Source organism: Kaistella yonginensis (assembly GCF_030409525.1).
In the GTDB taxonomy this organism is placed as follows: Bacteria; Bacteroidota; Bacteroidia; order Flavobacteriales; family Weeksellaceae; genus Kaistella; species Kaistella yonginensis.
In genome coordinates, this window is the sequence record NZ_JAUFQB010000047.1 from 1 (window position 1) to 18,207 (window position 18,207).

Here is an 18,207-nt window from a genome sequence, read left to right on the forward strand (position 1 = left end):
CGGTATCTAAAGGTATTCCTGCAAGCTGTTTTAATTCTGCCCCTGTTTTGTACTGGTCAAAGGTTTCATAATCTTTACCTTCTATTACAAACGTTAGAGGTTTTTTGGGATTATGGGGGTGAATCACCCCGTGTTGATTGTCTGAATTCATTTTTATATTTTTTTATTCATTATTGTATTTTAATTTATTACTTAACACTTTAGTAATAAAGAACTTTCTTCCAGTTAATTTCAATATCTACTGGTTAGTGCTTTGTGTCTTTTATAGAACTTGGATCGTTTCCTGGCCTTACAGTATCACTATCTCGAATAGGACCACCATTTGGTCGATGTATCCGAACTTCCCCGCCACCATTGTTGGAGGAATATTGTTTTGCTATTTTTTCAGCCTCTTTTTGAGTACTTACAATTACAGAGGCTTTTTTGCCTCCTTCCTTTTGGACGTTCCATCCTTCTTGTCCTTTTTTTTGTGTTACATGATAATTTGCCATCTTATTATTTTTTAAATTATTATTAGAGAAATTTTGTAACTTCCCTCTATAATACATACTGAATTCCGTGAATTTTAATTTTATCGCGAATTAATAACGCTTTTAGGTATAAAACTATATAACCATAATACTCAATGAAAAAAACACAAAAGGTAAAGAATGAAGAAGATTCTGATGATTATCTAATAGAATTAATAGGACTTAAAGAAGATTTTCCTGAAGAAGCTATAGCTGCTTATGGCCAAATTTATAGTCGGTTTTGGAAGGAAATGTTGATTATAGCAATAGGAGTTACGAGAGACGAACAACGAGCAATGGATCTTTTAGCCGATACTTTCAACATGATTTATAGGAGAGCAGGTGCTTTTAAAAAAGGGAAAATTATAAATAAAGAAAATATTCATATTGCCATTCTTAGCTGGATGACGACAATAATGAAAAACGTTTTTTATGATAATTATCTTGATGAAGCATATAAAGACTCAAAATCTAAAGAAGGAGAACAAGAAGAATCTCCAAACATAATTAAAAATATTTCTCAAGCTAAGTACTTTGATGCTTACCAAGACGACTTTATTGATATGCTCGGAAAAAGTGAGGAAGAGTGTGATAATGAATTTTCACCTATATATGAATCGTCCAACAATGAAGAGCAAGAAACGCAATCAGAAAATTTAAAGAAAGTTGAAGACTATCTTTCAAAACTTTCTCCAAGAGACAGAGATATTATTTTGATGACTTATTCTTATTACACACCTGGAAAAAACACCCCTACTCATATATTAGATGAGTTAGAACAAAGATGGGGGACTAGTAGAGATAACATGCGTCAGATTTTATATAAATTTAGGAAATCTATATCAATAGATTTACAAGACCAATTATTATTAAGAAAATAAAAAACTAACTAAATGAGTACAATTTCAAATAAAATGGATAGTTTTTTAGATGATGAATTACATAAAGCTTTATCAAAATTGGGTTATATTTTTCCAACGACGATAGAGGACTTTAAAGAAATCATAGCAAAAGCGGATAAAAAAACGCCCAGACAACCTGAACGATTAAAGGATCCTTTTACATTTTTAAATAATCATGTTTATAAATGCGAAGAAAATTTTAAAGAACTGAATATTGTTGGTGATTATTCACAAAACTTTGCTCAGGCAGCTAGAGAGGGAAAAACGATTTCGGAAGAAATAAAAAAAGAAATGCAAAAGGATAAGATAAAATCAAGACAAAAAAATAACGATAATTAAATGTTATCAAAAAAAAGAGAAATAGAATTATCTGAACTCGCGGAATTTATAGCTAGTGAATATTGCCCAGTAGGAATGGTCGAACCCTCAATAATTGCTGAAGCAAAAGAAATAACCTATTGTTTTGGCCAATATGAGGAGTCATTTGATGGTTTAATCGAGTACGAGGAAGGGAGTTTTCATATTTATATTAATTCAAATAATACTAATTCTGCTCGAACGAGGTTTACTTTTGCGCACGAGTTAGGACATTATTTTATCGATGAGCATAGAAATGCTTTACTTAACGGTAGAACCCCTTCTCATCCCTCCCATACAGATTTTTCTTCAAAAAATCCTGTTGAAATTGAGGCGGACTTTTTTGCGTCTAGCCTTCTTATGCCAGAATCAAGAATTAAACAGGATTGTTTTAGACAAAAATTTAATTTTGAGTTGATTGAAAGAATATCTCAAAAATATAATACCAGTATTACAGCCACCGTCCTAAAATTAATGTCAATAGATCATCATCCTATGATGATTGTATGTTCAATCAACAATAAAATTAAATGGTTTAAGCAAAGTCATGATTTCCCTTTTAAATGGCTCAAATTTCCAAAAGGCAAAGTTCCCACAAGCACTTTAGCGGGAGAATATTTTCATAATAATAAAAAATATAAAAAATCTGTTCCTGTGGCTGCTGATGATTGGTTTGAATATGTTCCAGAAAAAAATTATGATAGATACTTTTATGAAAAGTGCATCTATTCAGATAGCCATAATTTTGTTTTAAGTATAGTTTGGGAAGACTAAATTTAAAAATAATCATTAGAAGACTTGGTACAGTAATCAAAAAAGTAAATTTATAATGCCTGGAAGCTATAAAAATATACAGTTTATATTTGATAATTTGCCATAAAAACGTGATTAGTTTACTATTTAGAATGCTGATCGGGTATTTTTAAACAATTGAAACGACAACTAAATCAATATTTTATTACTGGTATAAACCTGTGGAATTATTATAAATATGAAAAATAGACAGCCCGTCAAGACTAAGATAATTGAATTTCGAAATCCATATCATATAGAACCCCCAGGTGCTTTACGCGAAATTTTATCGCATCCAATAAGGGAGTCTGAAGCAATTGAACTTGCGATTTTTCAAGAACATCGTTATGCTTTTTTCTATTGGAATAAATGGAGGCAAAAAAATGGAAGTGATAGGCCTCCTTGTTTGGTTTCCTTGGACTGGCATCAAGATTTATGCTACCCCTGCGAAATAGAGAAAGCTTGGTTAGATGATTTAGATTTATCCAGTGATGCTGAAGTATCCTTATACTCTTGGGCAAAACTTGCAGGCAATAATGATGGACATATTTTATGTGCTGCCTATCTAAATCTGATAGGGGACATATACGTACATTGTAGGCAGGAATCTTGGGGAGCAGCGTGGGAAGATGAAGAATTAATTGATACCTATGGTAATAAACATATAATTAAAAAATTTAGAACGTATAATGAATTAGAAAACGCCTTATTAACGTCAACAGAGACTTCGGTATTTTTTGATATAGATTTAGATTTCTTTTCTGTAAAAAATGGTTTAAGTGATGGTTCTTTCAAATTTACTTACTTGAAAGAAAAAGAAATACGAGAGATGCTAGATGGTGATCATCCAGTAATTAATTGGATTTTTCAACGGTTACAAGGATTTACGATTGCTACAGAACCAGAACACTGTGGTGGACTCCTAAAAAGCAACAAATTTCTTGACATAATCAGTGATATTTATTTCACACCAGGGTTGTTTGCTCCCAAATGTAATTGGAAATGGAAACAAAGAGGTTGATATTGAATAAAAGTTTCTACATCTTTCAAGTTTCTGTAAAATGGATTTGAATCATTATGAAATTTATAAAATTAATTCATCTATAAAACTATCGAAAAAGTCTTTTCCGAAAAATTTGCTTTTATGGGGTAGATAATTGTTCTTTTTCTATAGTTGGCAGCAAGCCAACTTTAGCAGCTTCTTTAAACATCCCTTTTAATATTCCCATGGACTAACGCTAAAAAGCAATAAATAATTAATATCTCTTACGTAGACGCTCCCTTTTGGAAGCTTTTGGCTTTTTAATGGAAATTATTAAGAAAGCCTTTGTATTTTTGATGCTATGGATTTAGATAAAATAAAAAAATTAACTCTCAGAGCTTTAATGTCAGATGAAACTTTAATGCACAGTTTAGTATTAAAGGGAGGAAACGCTCTTCATCTTGTGTATGAAATTACTAACAGAGGCTCTATTGATATTGATTTTTCAGTAGAACGAGAATTTACTGAAGAAGAATTCAATAAGATGCCAAGTTGGATGGACTATATTTTGAACAGAACATTTAGAGAAGCGGGACTTTTTGTCTTTGATATTAAATTTGGTGAGAAGCCAAAAGCCGGGAGTATTCCTGAGTGGAAAGGCTATTTTATAGAGTTTAAAATTATAGAGAAGGAGAAAGTTATAGCGTTGGAAGAAAACCCTGAAAAAATGAGGAGATATGCCATTAAGCTTAATGAACAATCCCCTAAATATGTTGTAGATATCAGTGCTTACGAATATGTTGAAGGAGCTACCACTATAGAGATGGATGGAGTCATCTTAAGAGTTTATACCCTAGAGATGATTCTGTTTGAAAAACTAAGGGCGTTATGCCAAACCATGCCTGAGTATAAAGAAATCGTAACCACGGCCAATCAAAAACACCGAGCTAGGGATATCTACGATATACATCTTATTTATAATAATCGGCCTTTGAATCTCGACCCCAATTTACTTATTGAAATTTTTGCTGCCAAACAAGTGCCGTTAGAATTTATGAACAATCTGGATATCTTAAGAGAATATAACAGGGAAAACTGGGAAACTGTTATAGCATCCATTCCGGAATCCGACAGATCATCATTAGAGAGTTATGATTATTATTTTAATCAACTTCTAGACATTGCAAAGCCTTTCACAAACCTTTAGGATAATATAGATTCCACTTCTTGGAATATTCTTTGTGAAGAATATTGTAAGTCAGATAAAATTTGAGATTTGAACGGTTCAGTTCTAAAAACTTTAGGTAGGATTTTTCGCTATAACCAGCTTTTTCAAGATAAAAACCTATAACTTGGTGATATGGGTAGGTATAGTTCATGTGGGAATAATACTGGTAAAGTTTATCTGTATCTAACCGGTCTTTGGCATTTGCAAATGCTTCTAAAACCTGAGTCACTCCGCCGGAATAAAATGGTCTTACAGAAATATCAATCAATGTTCTTTCCATATCAGAAACAGCATATTGATCCCGAAATCTAGTAATACCGATTAGGTTTTGATATTGTCCATTAATAAAATTGATGTCGAAATTTTTATAATTTCTTTTATTTGAAGTTATTCTTGGAGGTTTAGAAAAAACCCTATCTATGCTGTGTTGCTCTAAATAATTACTATTCAATTCTATTTTTTTCCTCTCTAAAGTAAGATATATTTGTTTGGGTATCTGTAATGTTAGGTTATGTATGTAAATAGCGGAATAATGGCTAAAATAAGATAATCGCGATCTTGAAGATGCTATATCAAAAAAATCAATGTTAGAATCTGGTAAATAGTATATTTCAAAAGAATCACTTCCTTCTGACTCAATATAATCTTCTTTAAGAAAGTTTTGCTTGACTATAAATTTCTTTATATCATTTCTAGAAATACTTTTTAAGCCCCATATATCGTTGATTTCAGACACTACTCTTTCTAACTCTAATTTACTCAAAACCTTATAGTTAGATCTTTCAATTATGTCTTTTATAACAGGAACTTTTTTTTGTAATTTACTTATCATTCAGCATTAATATATTTCATATATGAAATATATTAGTGCAAAGTTAGTGTTTTTTTAATAAAGACCATAAATATTCAATAGTAATTTTCACAAAGAAATTCTCTTTTTAAATAAATAAAAAATTTCATATACAAATATTAATTATATATTTGTATAATTATATAATAATACAGAATGTCGAAAATAATTTTAATAACGCATCAGAAAGGGGGGGTGGGCAAATCAACAATAACATATAATCTAGCGGTCAATTTAAAAGATAATGCTAAAGTATGTATTTTGGATATGGATACCCAAGGATCTTTAATGAATATCAATCAACTTTCTAAAGTACCAATATTTCCTGCGGAAAAATTAAATGATTTAAAAAATTCAGATTATGATTTTATATTTATTGATACACCACCATATTTAAATAGTAGAATTGAAGAACTATGCATTATTGCAAATGTTATTATAATTCCAACAAAGGCCGGTGTTCTGGATCTCTTGGCAATTAAATCTACAATTGATATAGTTGTAAAAGCTAAAGCCGAAAATAGAGCTCTAATAGTATTTAATATGGTGAAACCGAATACTACCCTTACAGCAGAAATAAAAGATCAATTAAAAGATTATGACATTAAGGTTTCCAAAAATATGCTTTCAGATTTAGTCGCTTTTTCTCGCTCTGTTTTAGTTAATGGTGTAGAAGAACACCGAAATGCACAAAAGCAAATTGACAATTTGACAAAAGAAATTCTAACACTTTCAATTCAATAATAATTATATAAATATATATTTATGGCAAAGCAAGATTTTTCCGATTTAATAGGCAAAGCAAAAGAGACTCAAATAAAATCTCCTATCCAAAAGATAGTACCAATAAAAGAAAAAAAAGCAGAAACAATTTTTTCTTTATACATTCCAACTGAAAAACTAAAGGCTTTAAAAATTATGTCTGCAGAGAAAAATATTAGTCTTAAGGAACTAATTAACTCAGCTATTGATGATAAATATTTTACGTAATAAATGATACAAACTAATACATTTCATTACCCTCCAGAACTTTTTGAACTACTTGTTGAAACTATTCCGTTGTTAAGTAAATCTAAAAAATCTGTACTCTTGTATTTAAGAGTATAATAAAACCAGATTACAAGCAGTTGATAATCAGTTGCTTTTTTGTAATCTCTATGTCACCAAAACCTACTTATTTCGTAACGGAAAGGACATGGTAATCCTAAACTCTTTTTTTGTTTTTCTAGTTTTAATGTGTCTACTGATTTTTAGTAGTAGTTCTAAAAACCATACAATTTTTGTTAATGTTTCTAATGTTGTTTCTAATGTTTCCATACTATTTTTTTTTAATTAATTTATTTTCAAATATAGCCTCGGGATTGATTTTTTAAACTTTTGCTTATTACTCCCTTCAGCAAAGAAATATTTTTAGTTTATTTTGCGAAAGGACAGAAAATGACAAGCTTTTTTTATTAACTATTTATCAGTGAAAAACTGAATTAATACTAATCTGAATTATTTTCAGTAATGTTATTACCTTCTTATAGTGGTGCTACGCTAAAAAATCCAATTACTGTAGCAAAAATGATTAACACTCCCCAACAATGTTGTGACGCAAAAACTTTTTAATCGGTAATAGGCTATACCAAAGGAATGTTTTAAATATATTATACGAAAGGACAAGAATTATTCGCTTTCATTTAAGACTTATTTGGGCAATATTATGTCTTAATCAAAAATTTACATGTTACATTAAAAGCAAAAAAAATTTCTCAGATTGAGAAATTTTTATAATTGTTGGTTCGAAAAAATTTGGAGGAAATTTATAATTTTTGACAAATTTATGAGTCGGCTTTAGCCGATGTTCCAATGCAGAATACATGAGTAACTTTTGCAGTATGTATGAGTAAAGTTTGCAGAAAGAAAAATCTGGTCGGAAATAAAAAAGCGGGATTTTTCCCGCTTTCAATTCTAACTTTCCCCCTCGAATCCGAATCCGAAATAAGGAAGTTTAACATACGCTCTGAATTTTCTAAACTTGAAAATTCCAATGGAAAACAGTACTACTATTCCTGTTAACCATACTATTGTAAAAGTGGTTATCATAATTATAAATATGTTCTAAAATTAAAATCTATTTTCTTTTTTTGAGATTTGTATGTTATTGGTGTAAAATCTCCAAAAAGAGGGTTTTTACTAAATTTGATGTATTAGAAATTCTCTAACATTTGCTTCAAAGATAATGTCGGTTCTATCGATTCGCCGGTTTGCTTAACTGTAATGATATATTTGATTTTAAACACTCCAAAGGACATAAATTTACATTGTGTAAATACCCATAAACAAAGACATTTTTAATGTTTTTGTTTATGGGCTACACGAAAACCGAAAACAAATTATCTTTCAATATTCTAAAGATAAAATTGTAGGATTTCATCTCAAAGGACAAAAATAGTTTCAAAGTTTCACTAATGTTGGGACGCAAGGATATGGCACAAAAAAAAATCCCTCCGCTGTTCTGCGAAAGGATTTCTAATCCAGCAAATTTACGATTTTCAACAACCTTATCCAAATACCTAAAACTTTCTCATATATTGCAATCACACTAATTCATCTTCATCATTTTTATTATCTATTTTTTCTATAATATTAAAGTACTGCAGTTTCAATTTGGCTTTTGCTGTTTTTAGGTTTTTTTAGTTTTCAAGACTTCCTAAGCAACTTTTATTGTCTTAGATTCCTTTACCTTTTCGCTGCTCTCTTTTTTGTTGGAGTTCGTTTCTTCGTTCTCGTTCGTTTTGCAGGTATTGGTAAGTGTTTTTAACTTCTTTTGATTGCAGCAATAAAGAATAATCAGCAGATGAAAGATTTTTTTCTTCAGCTACTTTTTTTACTACAGCTGTTACATTCTCGCCTATTTCTTTATCAGTTTTATTTTGAATCGCATGAGAAACAAAACTGAATTTATGTTTCACGTCGTAGCCATACTTCTCCCCTATTTCTTTAATTTTTATCGCCTTTATTTGTTCCCTATATTTCTCATCTATAAGACTATATTTTAGGCTCTGATCTATATTTTTTCGGCTTTCCGTAATTTTAATTTTAAATTCAGCATCTTTTTTTTGTTGCTCTTTGAGCTTGGCAATCTCTGAATCTTTTGATTTGAGGGCTATTTTTTGAGATTTAAGAATGTTTTGCATTTCTTCCACGCTTTCCGACTTATAAGCCCCTAAAAGATTTTTTTCAGGCTTAAAATCATTTTTAGAAATTGTCTCCTGGGCTTCTTCTATTCTGGAATAATATTCCCTTGCGGATTCGTGTTTTATGCCTGTTGCTTTTTGTCCTCTGTTCAGTCCGAAAGGTTTCATTTGTTCTGCGTACCGGTCTTGGCGTTGGCTCATTGCCAATCTATCACCTAAAAGTTCTTTTGCAGATAATCTGCCATCTTCGGTTAGTGGAACGGTTATAGCGTGTATGTGCAGGGTTTTCTCATCTCTATGAATTGAAAATCGTACAATGTTTTTTTCGCCATATTCGTTTTTTACAAATTCTAAATTTTTAGTGATCCAGGCTTTCCGTAAATTTGGATCAGCTTCAATTTTTTTCATTTGTTCGTGGCTGCCGGTTAGAATATGAGTAGTATATTTTACGGCATCTTTCCTAATTGATTTTAATTCTCCCGCTTTATTTCTGGCGTTGTATCCCTCTTTAATTCGGTCCGATATCGCAATGTGTAAAGTTTTATCACAATGTGCATTTACGGTTATATGCTCGTTAAGATTTATACGTTCTGGATCTGCATGGCGATAGGTATGTTTCGCTCCTGGTTCTCGGTCAATATGATTCCCAATTCCTCCAGGAGAAACTGCTCCTTTTTCTGCGTGGTAAACTGCGTAACTCATTTCAATTTTTTTGTTTTTTCCGACTATATTTTTTCTTTCTTCAGCAAAACAACCTAGTTATATTTTGCTTAGATTGGAACCCTCGGAGAGCCCAATAACTTTATTTTTGTAGCAACGCGGATAAAAAAAAGTATAGTGGGCTATACCTTTACTTTCGTCAAGCCAAAAATACACAAAAAATAAAGAGAATAAAAAATTATTTTCTGTTTTAAATTTGTATCTTCATAATATGAAAACTACAACTGAAATCATTAAGCATTTTTTGAAACTTTACTATCTTGATCTTGCAACGGATGGAAAAATTTCTTTCCAGGAGTTAGAAGCAAAAAGTAATAAAGGGGAAGAAATATCTGCAGGCGACTTTTGTTTTGGTTACATCGATAGAGGATATGAAAATTTGACTGAAATTCCGATTCGTATCAATGCAGTTTTTCCAGCTCTCCCTTCCAAAGAAAGAATGCATCTGTATCAAATGTCAGAAACTTTTTTTGACGAATTTGATTCTTCCGATGGTTTAATTGATGCGGAAAATTTATTTTCTGCAATCAATAAATATTCGGAACAAACATTTTTTGAAAAAGATTTTGAATATGATCTACAAGATTGGAAATAGTAGAATGAAATAAAAAAAAGAACTAACAATTTTGCTGCAGATCATTAAGATGCTCGTCGGTTTTGCTAACATCCACTGGGTCGATAAATGCTAACCAAAAAGATAACCTAAATTTCTTACATACCCCGAAATGGATTGCTGTTGATTATCCAGGATTATGCAGAAAAGAAATTTATCTTTTGGATCGGCTCCCATTTCGAATTATTTAATAAAACCGCATAAAAACCTACTAATCAGTAACTTAAGTTATTTATTATGCATAGCATAAGATCACAAACCTTGTATTCTCTTTTGAATTCTCGTTTTTTCTGTTTTTCCATTCTGACAAAATGTCCAAATTTTTCTAATAATAGATAAATTTTTTATAAACGTTATTTTTTAATTTAAAAGAGTTTATTATTTTGTTATTTTAAAGAGCCGCAACGTATTATATATCAGTTAATTATGAGTTTAAAAACGACTTTTCATAAGTTAAAAACGACTTTTTATAAGTTAAAAACGACTTTTCATAAGTTAAAAACGACTTTTTATAAGTTAAAAACGACTTTTTATAAGTTTATTCTAGAGCATTATAATCGACTGTAGTTTTTCAATGTAGTTTTTTATTATTATATTTGATTTTAAAAAAAATTGACCAATGGAATTAATGGATATTGATCTTCAAAACAAGGTTGTTTTTCAGCATAACGTTATCACTTCGGGAAGATATGATTATTCATCATGTATGTTGGATATACTTTTTATGGTTCTTTCTGGTCTAGAACAAGATAAATTAGAATATACCATCCATGTTCAGGATATTGAACAAATTACAGGACGTAAATGGAACTTAAAACAATTAAGAGAAGCTACAGAAAGTATCGGTTCCAGAATGTTTGAAATTGAAACATCTGAAAGTTTGGATCAGATTTGGCTTTTTTCCCGAGTTAAATATTTAAAGGGAACAGGAAGCTTTGTTGTAAAACTGAATGACGAAGCTACCCCCTATTTCTTTGATCTTAAAAATAATTTCACTGCTTTGCAGTTAAAATCGGTTCTGGATTGCTCTTCAAAGTATGCAAAACGACTTTATACAATTGCTTGTCAATGGAGAAGCGTAGGATCTAAACGTTTTGAAATTACCGAACTAAAAAAAATGCTTGGCTTAATTGACAAAAAAGGAAATGAACAATTTGAAAGGATTTCAGATTTCAAGATGAAAGTTTTAGATATTGCCAAAACACAAATTTGTGAAAATACCGATATTGAATTAAGTTATGAATTAAAAAAACGTGGTCGCGAATTCTATTGGGTTACTCTTCATATCAATTCTCAAAAGTTTAAGCAAATGCAAATTGAGTTTGATAAACCTTTAAATATCCAAAAATTCAAGTCTAAGCTGCTATCTTATGGCCTCAATGAAGATCAAGCGGAACAAATAGCCATGAAGGAGAAAGAGACCGATTTTGACACTCTAATAGCGGACTTAAATAGTAAAATTCAAAATAAGAAAGTAAGTGTAAAAAATTCCGTTGGTTATCTTGTTGGAATTTATCAGAAAAAAGGATTTTTGCCTTCAAAATAGGACTCTGTAATCGTAAGAGATTATATTATTCAAAATATTTTTCTTGAATAGCCGTATTGATAAGATCTTTTAAACTTATCTTTTTTTCCGCACTCATTATTTTAAGTTTCTTCATTACGTCCACCGGAATATAAAGAGAGAATAAAGCTTCCTCTTTTTTCTTCTCTTTTATGGGCACTATTTTTTGAACTGGTGCTTTAATTTGAGTTTCCTTGGCCTTACCAATTAGAAGAGAAAAATCTTGTTTTGCCATAGTATATAATTATATAAAAAATTAATTATGTAAATATATATTTATATAATTAATTGTTAGAGTTAATATTTCTTTTGTAAGATTATCAATTTGTTTTTGTGCAGTATTATTATCCTCTACTCCGTTTACTAAAACGGATCGAGAGAATGAAACCAAATCTGAAATCATAGTTTTTGAGACTTTAATCCCGTAATCGGTAACTTCTTTTTTTTCCTCAGTTAAAGTTGTTTTCGGTTTTACCATGTTGAATACAATTAAAGCTTTATTCTCAGCTTTAACTTCTTTTATAATATCGATAGTTGATTTGGTAGCTAGCAAATCTAATACTCCAGCTTTAGTCGGAATAATTATAATATCTGCTATTTCGCAGAGTTTAGAAATTTTTTCATTAATATAGGGAGGTGTATCAATAAAATCATATTCTTTTTTTAGTTTTTCACTAAGCATGTTGGAAGTGAAAACCGGAACTTGGGAAAGTTCGCTTATGTTAAGTAAAGAACTTGATTATCCATATCCAAGATACAGACTTTTGCACTTTCTTTTAAATTGCAAGCGAGGTTAAAAGTAAGGGTTGGTTTTCCAGCGCCACCCTTTTGGTGAGTAATCAAGATAATTTTTGCCATCGTACAATTATATATTTATATGCCAATTCATAAAAAAAGAAAAGTCGGCTAAAAGGAATTTTTTACAAATCTATTTTCAACTCCAACCCCCTATTTATTCACTAAAACACTCATTTATCGCAATGTATAATTAGTTTTTTTTAACATTTATTAAATAAATCTAGTTTATATTGTAAAATTTGTTAATTTTAATTTTATAAATCAGAATATGAAAAAACTTTACTCCGCATTATTTCTTGTATTTATTCTCTATACTATTTCCGCCCAAGATGTTTTATGGCAAAAAGATATACAATCCTCTACACAGGATTTTCTTTCAACGATGTCCATTACTTTGGACAGGCAAATCGTTCTCTCTGGCAGTGCTATTCAAAAATCAAAATTATCGGGGGTTAGTACTAGTGGAGCAACTTCCACAAATGCAGGTTATGATTACCGTTTACTGAAACTTTCACAGGACGGAAATATTCTTTGGGATAAACACTTTGGTGGTTCACGTCATGATTATCTCGTTTCGGCCACTACCACCAGAGAAGGTGGATTTTTACTAAATGGAACCTCCTATTCCAATCAATCCCTTGATAAAAAAGACAACAATATTGGTGGGTCGGATATTTGGTTGATAAGGCTGAATGAAGATGGGGAAGAGTTGTGGCAAAAAACATTGGGAACAAAAAACAATGATGAAGCTGCGGCAGTAACACAATCTATAGATGAAGGATTCTTTGTTGCCGGAAACATTAATTCTAATAAAGGTTTATTCGAATCAAAAGATGTTTTTGTTTCTAAACTGGATAAAACGGGTAAACTGATAAACACCACTATTTTAGGTGGAAATAATTTAGATGAAGTACAGGAAATGTTTGCTACTCCAGATGGAGGGAGCATTCTTTTAATATATTCCATCTCCGGAAAAATCCAGAATAAAATTTTCAATACTTTAAAAACAGAACAAGGAAATTCCGAAAACAAAGCAATTGATTTATTGGTTTCTTCAAAAGGTGAAACAGAAGATAAAATCCTTATTGGTAAAACAGAAGATAATTTCGGCGAGGGAGATTATTGGATTGTAAAATTAGATAAGAACGCAAATGTTGAATGGCAAAAAACCTATGGTGGAAGTGCTGATGACTACCCTAAAACTATAGTGTTTACTGACAAAGGCTATTTAATTGGAGGAGAAAGCAGAAGCAATTCTTCGGGAAATAAACGAGAAAATATCGAGGAGGGTAGTGATCTATGGCTTATTTCCTTAGATAAAAATGGAAATGAACTTTGGCAAAAAAGTTACAGTTTCGGAAACCGAGATGTTTTGATGAGTGTAAATGTTATCAGAAAAACAAACAAAGACAACTTTAGCGAAGACAAAGGATTTTTACTCGGCGGTTATACGCAAGCAGAAGGAAAAATAAAAAGCAATGACGAGAAATTCTGGATGCTTTATATTAATTCTGAAGGAAAAGAAGAATGGCGTAAACATGTAGAAGGAAAATCTAAAAAGAAAGAAGAACGTTTAGTTTCTGTAAAATTACAGACGGACGGAACTTTTCTTTTAGCCGGAACAAGCGCAAAAGAGTTAGGAAAAGAAAACTGGAAGATACTGAAACTGGGTGATAAAGATGTAGAGAATTTAATTGAAAAACAGGAAATCCGAATTTACCCAAATCCTGTGGATGATTATTGTTATGTAGAAATTGGCTTGGACTTTAAAGAAGCAGACATAGCTTTATATGATATGACCGGAAAACTTATTCAAAATATAAAAACTAAAAATACGGTGACAAAAATTAATGCAAGTGCTTTACCTCAGGGCGTTTATGTGGTAACTGCAAAAACCGAGAACAAAGTTGTTAATAGTAAAATTGTGAAGAAATGAAAAGGTGTATAAGGAAATCAGTAATATGTAGTGCGCTTTTATTCGCTCAGTTAATCCCTTGCCAAGCGGACCCGAGTACTCAAAATTCAAATAGTATAAGCAATACCGCATCGCCAAACGCTTATAGTTTCATGAAATTTCAGGAATCTCCGGTCAATTACTATAATGGAAGAAGTAGCTTTTCAATTCCAATTTTTGAAATCAATGTTGGCGGATTAAGTTATCCTATAACCTTAAACTATTCACAGGGAGGCATACAAGTTAATAGTATAGCTTCCGACGTGGGTTTGGGATGGAGCATATCATCTTGCTTTATCAATAGAACAATTGTCGGAGATGCAGATTTAGAATCTATCACTGACACTAATTTATACTATCCAAAGACCAAATATGGTTACTTTGATTATAAGGAGCAGAATCTAATTCCTAACAATTATGGAGAATATCACAATGTTGATTTTTATCCGGATATGTTTCAATTTTTTTCACCTGCTGAAAATAGTAGATTTTATTTTAAAAATAGAACTGAACCAATCGAGCTAGATCACACAGGAAGTAAAATTACTTGGACAACTGAATCCAAAACGTATGATTATCTGAAAAATGCTTACGGTGCCTGGGTAAATAATTTTATGGACATAAATGACTATAAAAATTTTGAATTGATTACTAAAAGTGGTATCTCTTATTACTTTAATGATAAAGACATATCTCATAGTTTCACAAGTTCAATCGAAAATTTCTATGATCAATCATTCGGCAGTATAAGTGGCACTTACCCCCGCGTAAGTTCTTGGAATATTACTCAAATTAAGAATATGAATAATGATGATACAATAAATTTTATTTATGAGCCTTATTCTTCAGAGACGACAAATGATCGAGATAATATACTGCAAAATCATTTATTCTATAGATACGAATCCAAATACCCAAGTAAAACGGTCCCGGGAATTGATAATAATCTACGTTTTATGTCTGATCAAATGAGTTATGAGAGTGATTACGGTAAATATTATCAACGCGCACTTACAACTCAGAGAATAAAGAATATTAGCTTTCGCGGAGGTTCCGTGGAATTTTATTATGGACTGGACCGGCTTGACTTAATAAACGGAAAAGCTTTAACAAATATTAAGGTCAAGGATGCAAATAATTCTGTTGTAAAAGAATTTGATCTGGAATACGGTTATTTTTATTCAACACTTCAAAAAAATGAATTTAGTAAAAGATTAAAATTACTTTCAATCAAAGAAAAAGGTTATAATAAATACCAATTTACCTATTATGAGGCATCAAAACTCCCAAATATAGGATCTCCACTACAAGATTTTTTCGGATATAACAACTCAAATGAAACAGTTGCTGAAACTCCTAACAAAGTAACTTCAAAATATTATTATTATCCGGGAAAATCGGAATATAGTATTTTACCGTATGATATCCCTACCGATAATAATCATTATTTACTACAAGATGAAAACTCCGTACTGTATGGTCAAATTGATAAACAACCAAATGATTTGTCAAAAACATGGTCTCTCGAGAGTGTAAAACTGCCGACAGGAGGGATTAAAAAATTTGTTTTGGAAAGTAATGTTTTTAATCTCTGGGGAAACAATTTAAAAGGAGGTGGTACGAGACTTCAAAAACAGATTATACAGGAAGAAGTAGGTGCACCGCAACGAACTATAAGTTATTACTATAACTTAGATGCAAATACAAGCAGTGGGTATCTATTTAATGTTCCTGATACAGGGTATCCTACATCAATTCTTTTTCCAAAAGCCAATTCTTCGCCGGACTTGAGTTCATTTGGAAATGATTTAAAAAGTTACTTTTTACTTTTCAATAATGCAAAAATAAATTATGATTTATTAAATAATTTCTTCATCGGTTATTCGAAAATCGAGGAAAATGAAAACGGATTAAAAACCATTTACGAATTTAAAAATAAGGAAGTTCCTAACGTTCTCCGTAGAGCTTATTCACAAGACAATCAACTCACCAGTCTTCCTTTGCATCCTGTAGGAGAGTTTATGATTTCTAACAGTGCTTATGGAAATAGTTTTTATATAGACAACAGTTATAAAAGAGGAAAATTAAAATTTGTATCCGTCTACGATAAGAATAATATTCTGCAACTGAAAAAAGAGAATATATATCGAGGCTTTCATGAACAGACAGGAGAGGATTATTACCATGGATATGTCTTCCCAGGTACGTCTATTTTCTCAGACAAAATTAATAATTATTCTTATGAACTAATGGAATTTGAGAAGTCATATTATGGAATACCTTACAATTTGATTTATAGCAAATCAACTTCATATCTGCCCTCCGGCAATGTTGAAAATGAGGTCAAAATGGATTATGATTTAGCCAATCAAAATCTCCGATGGGTTGCCTATAAAATTGGTGACGGAGTTGTTTATCCGGAGGTTAATTTAAAACGCTTTAAATACCCCTATGATTTTGCAAATGATCCCACTACAATGATGGATAAATTAGTAGAAATTAATAAAATCGGAACACCGGTTTTGGTGCAAAATGAGAAAGGAGAAATTAACCCTATCGATTTTGCAAATCTTCATTTGCAAAATTTAGTAGCACAATCAAAAGTTTTGGTATCAAAAGAGGCTAATACCAGTAATTTAATTTTACCAGTTAAGACTATGGCAGCAATAGGTACCAATGATTTTTACGAAATTGAAAAGTTACAACGGTATGACGATAAAGGAAATCTTCTTCAGTATTCTACCAAATCAGGAATGCCTACGACTTTCATTTACGGATATCACCAAACACTTCCTATTGCAAAAATTGAAGGTGCCACCTATGAACAGGTTATGACCGCTTTGAGTCTTTCTCCTATTGCAAATTCAAGTACTTACTTGACAAGCGAAATAGTACTTAAGTCAGATCTTGATAAAGATGCTGGTAGCGAAAATGCTTTAATTGTGGCTTTAGATTCATTCAGAAAAAATTCTAATCTTGCCGGTTTTCAGATTACAACCTATACTTATAACCCTTTGATAGGCATCACTTCTATTACGTCCCCCTCAGGTATGAGGGAGGTTTACACTTATTATGATATCACTAATAAATTAAAAGAAGTTAAAAGGCAAGAAAAGGATGCAGGTGGGAACTTCATATATCGAACCTTGCAGGAAAATGAATACCATTACAAACCATAAAATAATAATAATTATGAGAATACGGATACTTATTGTAGTGCTATTATTGTTTTGGGTGAATGGTTTTACTCAAACTGTACCAAGTCCAAATGAAAACTATATTTACTCGACCGTTTACCTTAATGAAAGCGGAACGAAAAAAATGGAAACCATTCAATATATGGATGGTCTGGGAAGACCAAAGCAATCTATTAATATAAAAGGGAGTGCGAAGGGGCAAGATTTGATTATTCCGATAGAATATGATAGTTTCGGAAAGCAGGTAAAAAACTATCTTCCTCTTCCAAAAGCATCGCTGAATGGTGCCATTCAACCAATTGATGGAACGAATGTAAATATCTATTATGATGGCATCTATAATAATGTACCCAACGCATATTTCGAATCCGTATATGACGATTCACCACTACATCGATTAAAACAGTCTGCATTTCCTGGACAACAATGGGCTAAGAATTCTGGACACTCAGTCAAACCTGTTGTGCATTTAGCATAAATTAATTTTTGTTTTATTTATACTTCTTTTAAAAACGAAAAAATTCAGATACTGTATCATTGTAAAGGAAGTGATTTTAGA

18 protein-coding genes are annotated in these 18,207 nt (G+C 31.2%); 12 read left to right on the top strand and 6 right to left on the bottom strand.

Going from position 1 to position 18,207, the window contains the following annotated elements; translation table 11 throughout:
* Positions 1 to 245 precede the first annotated feature (245 nt).
* Positions 246 to 548: a DUF2188 domain-containing protein gene (locus QWY78_RS09740; protein ID WP_290219307.1), complete on the bottom strand. Its 303-nt coding sequence runs from the start codon at positions 546 to 548 to the stop codon at positions 246 to 248.
* Between the two features lie 77 nt (positions 549 to 625).
* Between QWY78_RS09740 and QWY78_RS09745 the strand changes: the two genes are divergently transcribed.
* From QWY78_RS09745 to QWY78_RS09765, 5 genes are all read left to right on the top strand, one after another.
* Complete coding sequence (locus tag QWY78_RS09745; protein ID WP_290219308.1) at positions 626 to 1,390, top strand: RNA polymerase sigma factor; 765 nt, start codon at positions 626 to 628, stop codon at positions 1,388 to 1,390.
* A 12-nt stretch (positions 1,391 to 1,402) separates the two neighbouring features.
* Positions 1,403 to 1,750, top strand: coding sequence for a hypothetical protein (locus QWY78_RS09750; protein ID WP_290219310.1), 348 nt, complete (start codon positions 1,403 to 1,405; stop codon positions 1,748 to 1,750).
* Complete coding sequence (locus QWY78_RS09755; RefSeq protein WP_290219312.1) at positions 1,751 to 2,542, top strand: ImmA/IrrE family metallo-endopeptidase; 792 nt, start codon at positions 1,751 to 1,753, stop codon at positions 2,540 to 2,542.
* 217 nt (positions 2,543 to 2,759) lie between these two features.
* The gene (locus tag QWY78_RS09760) at positions 2,760 to 3,581 is read left to right on the top strand and encodes a hypothetical protein (RefSeq protein WP_290219314.1); all 822 of its coding nucleotides are present in this window, start codon (positions 2,760 to 2,762) and stop codon (positions 3,579 to 3,581) included.
* A gap of 322 nt (positions 3,582 to 3,903) precedes the next feature.
* Positions 3,904 to 4,749, top strand: coding sequence for a nucleotidyl transferase AbiEii/AbiGii toxin family protein (locus QWY78_RS09765; protein WP_290219316.1), 846 nt, complete (start codon positions 3,904 to 3,906; stop codon positions 4,747 to 4,749).
* Here QWY78_RS09765 and QWY78_RS09770 read toward each other — a convergent pair.
* The gene (locus QWY78_RS09770) at positions 4,736 to 5,602 is read right to left on the bottom strand and encodes a type IV toxin-antitoxin system AbiEi family antitoxin domain-containing protein (RefSeq protein WP_290219317.1); all 867 of its coding nucleotides are present in this window, start codon (positions 5,600 to 5,602) and stop codon (positions 4,736 to 4,738) included. The two genes, QWY78_RS09765 and QWY78_RS09770, sit on opposite strands and share 14 nt — an antisense overlap.
* Positions 5,603 to 5,776: 174 nt before the next feature.
* On the opposite strand from QWY78_RS09770, the gene QWY78_RS09775 reads away from it, so the two are divergent.
* Together QWY78_RS09775 and QWY78_RS09780 are read left to right on the top strand one after the other, a co-directional pair.
* Positions 5,777 to 6,364 carry a ParA family protein gene (locus QWY78_RS09775; RefSeq protein WP_290219318.1) on the top strand — a complete coding sequence of 196 codons (588 nt, stop codon included), beginning with the start codon at positions 5,777 to 5,779 and terminating at the stop codon, positions 6,362 to 6,364.
* A 21-nt stretch (positions 6,365 to 6,385) separates the two neighbouring features.
* Positions 6,386 to 6,610, top strand: coding sequence for a hypothetical protein (locus QWY78_RS09780; RefSeq protein ID WP_290219319.1), 225 nt, complete (start codon positions 6,386 to 6,388; stop codon positions 6,608 to 6,610).
* A gap of 1,724 nt (positions 6,611 to 8,334) precedes the next feature.
* Here the strand turns inward: QWY78_RS09780 and mobV are convergent.
* The gene (mobV, locus tag QWY78_RS09785) at positions 8,335 to 9,504 is read right to left on the bottom strand and encodes a MobV family relaxase (RefSeq protein WP_290219322.1); all 1,170 of its coding nucleotides are present in this window, start codon (positions 9,502 to 9,504) and stop codon (positions 8,335 to 8,337) included.
* A gap of 229 nt (positions 9,505 to 9,733) precedes the next feature.
* On the opposite strand from mobV, the gene QWY78_RS09790 reads away from it, so the two are divergent.
* Positions 9,734 to 10,117: a hypothetical protein gene (locus QWY78_RS09790; protein WP_290219323.1), complete on the top strand. Its 384-nt coding sequence runs from the start codon at positions 9,734 to 9,736 to the stop codon at positions 10,115 to 10,117.
* A 637-nt stretch (positions 10,118 to 10,754) separates the two neighbouring features.
* Positions 10,755 to 11,681, top strand: coding sequence for a replication initiation protein (locus tag QWY78_RS09795; protein ID WP_290219325.1), 927 nt, complete (start codon positions 10,755 to 10,757; stop codon positions 11,679 to 11,681).
* A gap of 25 nt (positions 11,682 to 11,706) precedes the next feature.
* On the opposite strand, the gene QWY78_RS09800 is transcribed toward QWY78_RS09795, so the two are convergent.
* From QWY78_RS09800 to QWY78_RS09810, 3 genes are read right to left on the bottom strand one after another with little or no spacing between them, the layout of a single operon-like run.
* The gene (locus QWY78_RS09800; protein WP_290219327.1) at positions 11,707 to 11,934 is read right to left on the bottom strand and encodes a hypothetical protein; all 228 of its coding nucleotides are present in this window, start codon (positions 11,932 to 11,934) and stop codon (positions 11,707 to 11,709) included.
* Positions 11,935 to 11,955: 21 nt separating this feature from the next.
* Positions 11,956 to 12,381, bottom strand: a complete 426-nt coding sequence (locus QWY78_RS09805) for a ParA family partition ATPase (RefSeq protein WP_290219329.1) — start codon at positions 12,379 to 12,381, stop codon at positions 11,956 to 11,958.
* A 35-nt stretch (positions 12,382 to 12,416) separates the two neighbouring features.
* On the bottom strand, positions 12,417 to 12,557 hold the full coding sequence (locus QWY78_RS09810; RefSeq protein ID WP_290219331.1) for an AAA family ATPase: 141 nt from the start codon (positions 12,555 to 12,557) through the stop codon (positions 12,417 to 12,419).
* Between the two features lie 208 nt (positions 12,558 to 12,765).
* Here QWY78_RS09810 and QWY78_RS09815 point away from each other — a divergent pair, with 208 nt between their 5' ends.
* The 3 genes from QWY78_RS09815 to QWY78_RS09825 all read left to right on the top strand — a co-directional run bounded on the left by QWY78_RS09815 (position 12,766) and on the right by QWY78_RS09825 (position 18,126).
* On the top strand, positions 12,766 to 14,433 hold the full coding sequence (locus QWY78_RS09815; protein WP_290219333.1) for a T9SS type A sorting domain-containing protein: 1,668 nt from the start codon (positions 12,766 to 12,768) through the stop codon (positions 14,431 to 14,433).
* A gap of 131 nt (positions 14,434 to 14,564) precedes the next feature.
* Positions 14,565 to 17,630, top strand: coding sequence for a hypothetical protein (locus QWY78_RS09820; RefSeq protein ID WP_290219336.1), 3,066 nt, complete (start codon positions 14,565 to 14,567; stop codon positions 17,628 to 17,630).
* Positions 17,631 to 17,643: 13 nt separating this feature from the next.
* Positions 17,644 to 18,126 (top strand): DUF6443 domain-containing protein, encoded by a 483-nt coding sequence (locus tag QWY78_RS09825; RefSeq protein WP_290219338.1) that lies wholly within the window; start codon positions 17,644 to 17,646, stop codon positions 18,124 to 18,126.
* The last annotated feature ends 81 nt before the right edge of the window (positions 18,127 to 18,207 follow it).

What these genes read in the sequence shown, in the direction of transcription:
- QWY78_RS09740 (WP_290219307.1), bottom strand. Translation starts at nt 548, where the DNA reads ATGTATTATAGAGGGAAGTTACAAAATTTCTCTAATAATAATTTAAAA.
- QWY78_RS09745 (WP_290219308.1), top strand. Translation starts at nt 626, where the DNA reads ATGAAAAAAACACAAAAGGTAAAGAATGAAGAAGATTCTGATGATTAT.
- QWY78_RS09750 (WP_290219310.1), top strand. Translation starts at nt 1,403, where the DNA reads ATGAGTACAATTTCAAATAAAATGGATAGTTTTTTAGATGATGAATTA.
- QWY78_RS09755 (WP_290219312.1), top strand. Translation starts at nt 1,751, where the DNA reads ATGTTATCAAAAAAAAGAGAAATAGAATTATCTGAACTCGCGGAATTT.
- QWY78_RS09760 (WP_290219314.1), top strand. Translation starts at nt 2,760, where the DNA reads ATGAAAAATAGACAGCCCGTCAAGACTAAGATAATTGAATTTCGAAAT.
- QWY78_RS09765 (WP_290219316.1), top strand. Translation starts at nt 3,904, where the DNA reads ATGGATTTAGATAAAATAAAAAAATTAACTCTCAGAGCTTTAATGTCA.
- QWY78_RS09770 (WP_290219317.1), bottom strand. Translation starts at nt 5,602, where the DNA reads ATGATAAGTAAATTACAAAAAAAAGTTCCTGTTATAAAAGACATAATT.
- QWY78_RS09775 (WP_290219318.1), top strand. Translation starts at nt 5,777, where the DNA reads ATGTCGAAAATAATTTTAATAACGCATCAGAAAGGGGGGGTGGGCAAA.
- QWY78_RS09780 (WP_290219319.1), top strand. Translation starts at nt 6,386, where the DNA reads ATGGCAAAGCAAGATTTTTCCGATTTAATAGGCAAAGCAAAAGAGACT.
- mobV (WP_290219322.1), bottom strand. Translation starts at nt 9,504, where the DNA reads ATGAGTTACGCAGTTTACCACGCAGAAAAAGGAGCAGTTTCTCCTGGA.
- QWY78_RS09790 (WP_290219323.1), top strand. Translation starts at nt 9,734, where the DNA reads ATGAAAACTACAACTGAAATCATTAAGCATTTTTTGAAACTTTACTAT.
- QWY78_RS09795 (WP_290219325.1), top strand. Translation starts at nt 10,755, where the DNA reads ATGGAATTAATGGATATTGATCTTCAAAACAAGGTTGTTTTTCAGCAT.
- QWY78_RS09800 (WP_290219327.1), bottom strand. Translation starts at nt 11,934, where the DNA reads ATGGCAAAACAAGATTTTTCTCTTCTAATTGGTAAGGCCAAGGAAACT.
- QWY78_RS09805 (WP_290219329.1), bottom strand. Translation starts at nt 12,381, where the DNA reads ATGCTTAGTGAAAAACTAAAAAAAGAATATGATTTTATTGATACACCT.
- QWY78_RS09810 (WP_290219331.1), bottom strand. Translation starts at nt 12,557, where the DNA reads ATGGCAAAAATTATCTTGATTACTCACCAAAAGGGTGGCGCTGGAAAA.
- QWY78_RS09815 (WP_290219333.1), top strand. Translation starts at nt 12,766, where the DNA reads ATGAAAAAACTTTACTCCGCATTATTTCTTGTATTTATTCTCTATACT.
- QWY78_RS09820 (WP_290219336.1), top strand. Translation starts at nt 14,565, where the DNA reads ATGAAATTTCAGGAATCTCCGGTCAATTACTATAATGGAAGAAGTAGC.
- QWY78_RS09825 (WP_290219338.1), top strand. Translation starts at nt 17,644, where the DNA reads ATGAGAATACGGATACTTATTGTAGTGCTATTATTGTTTTGGGTGAAT.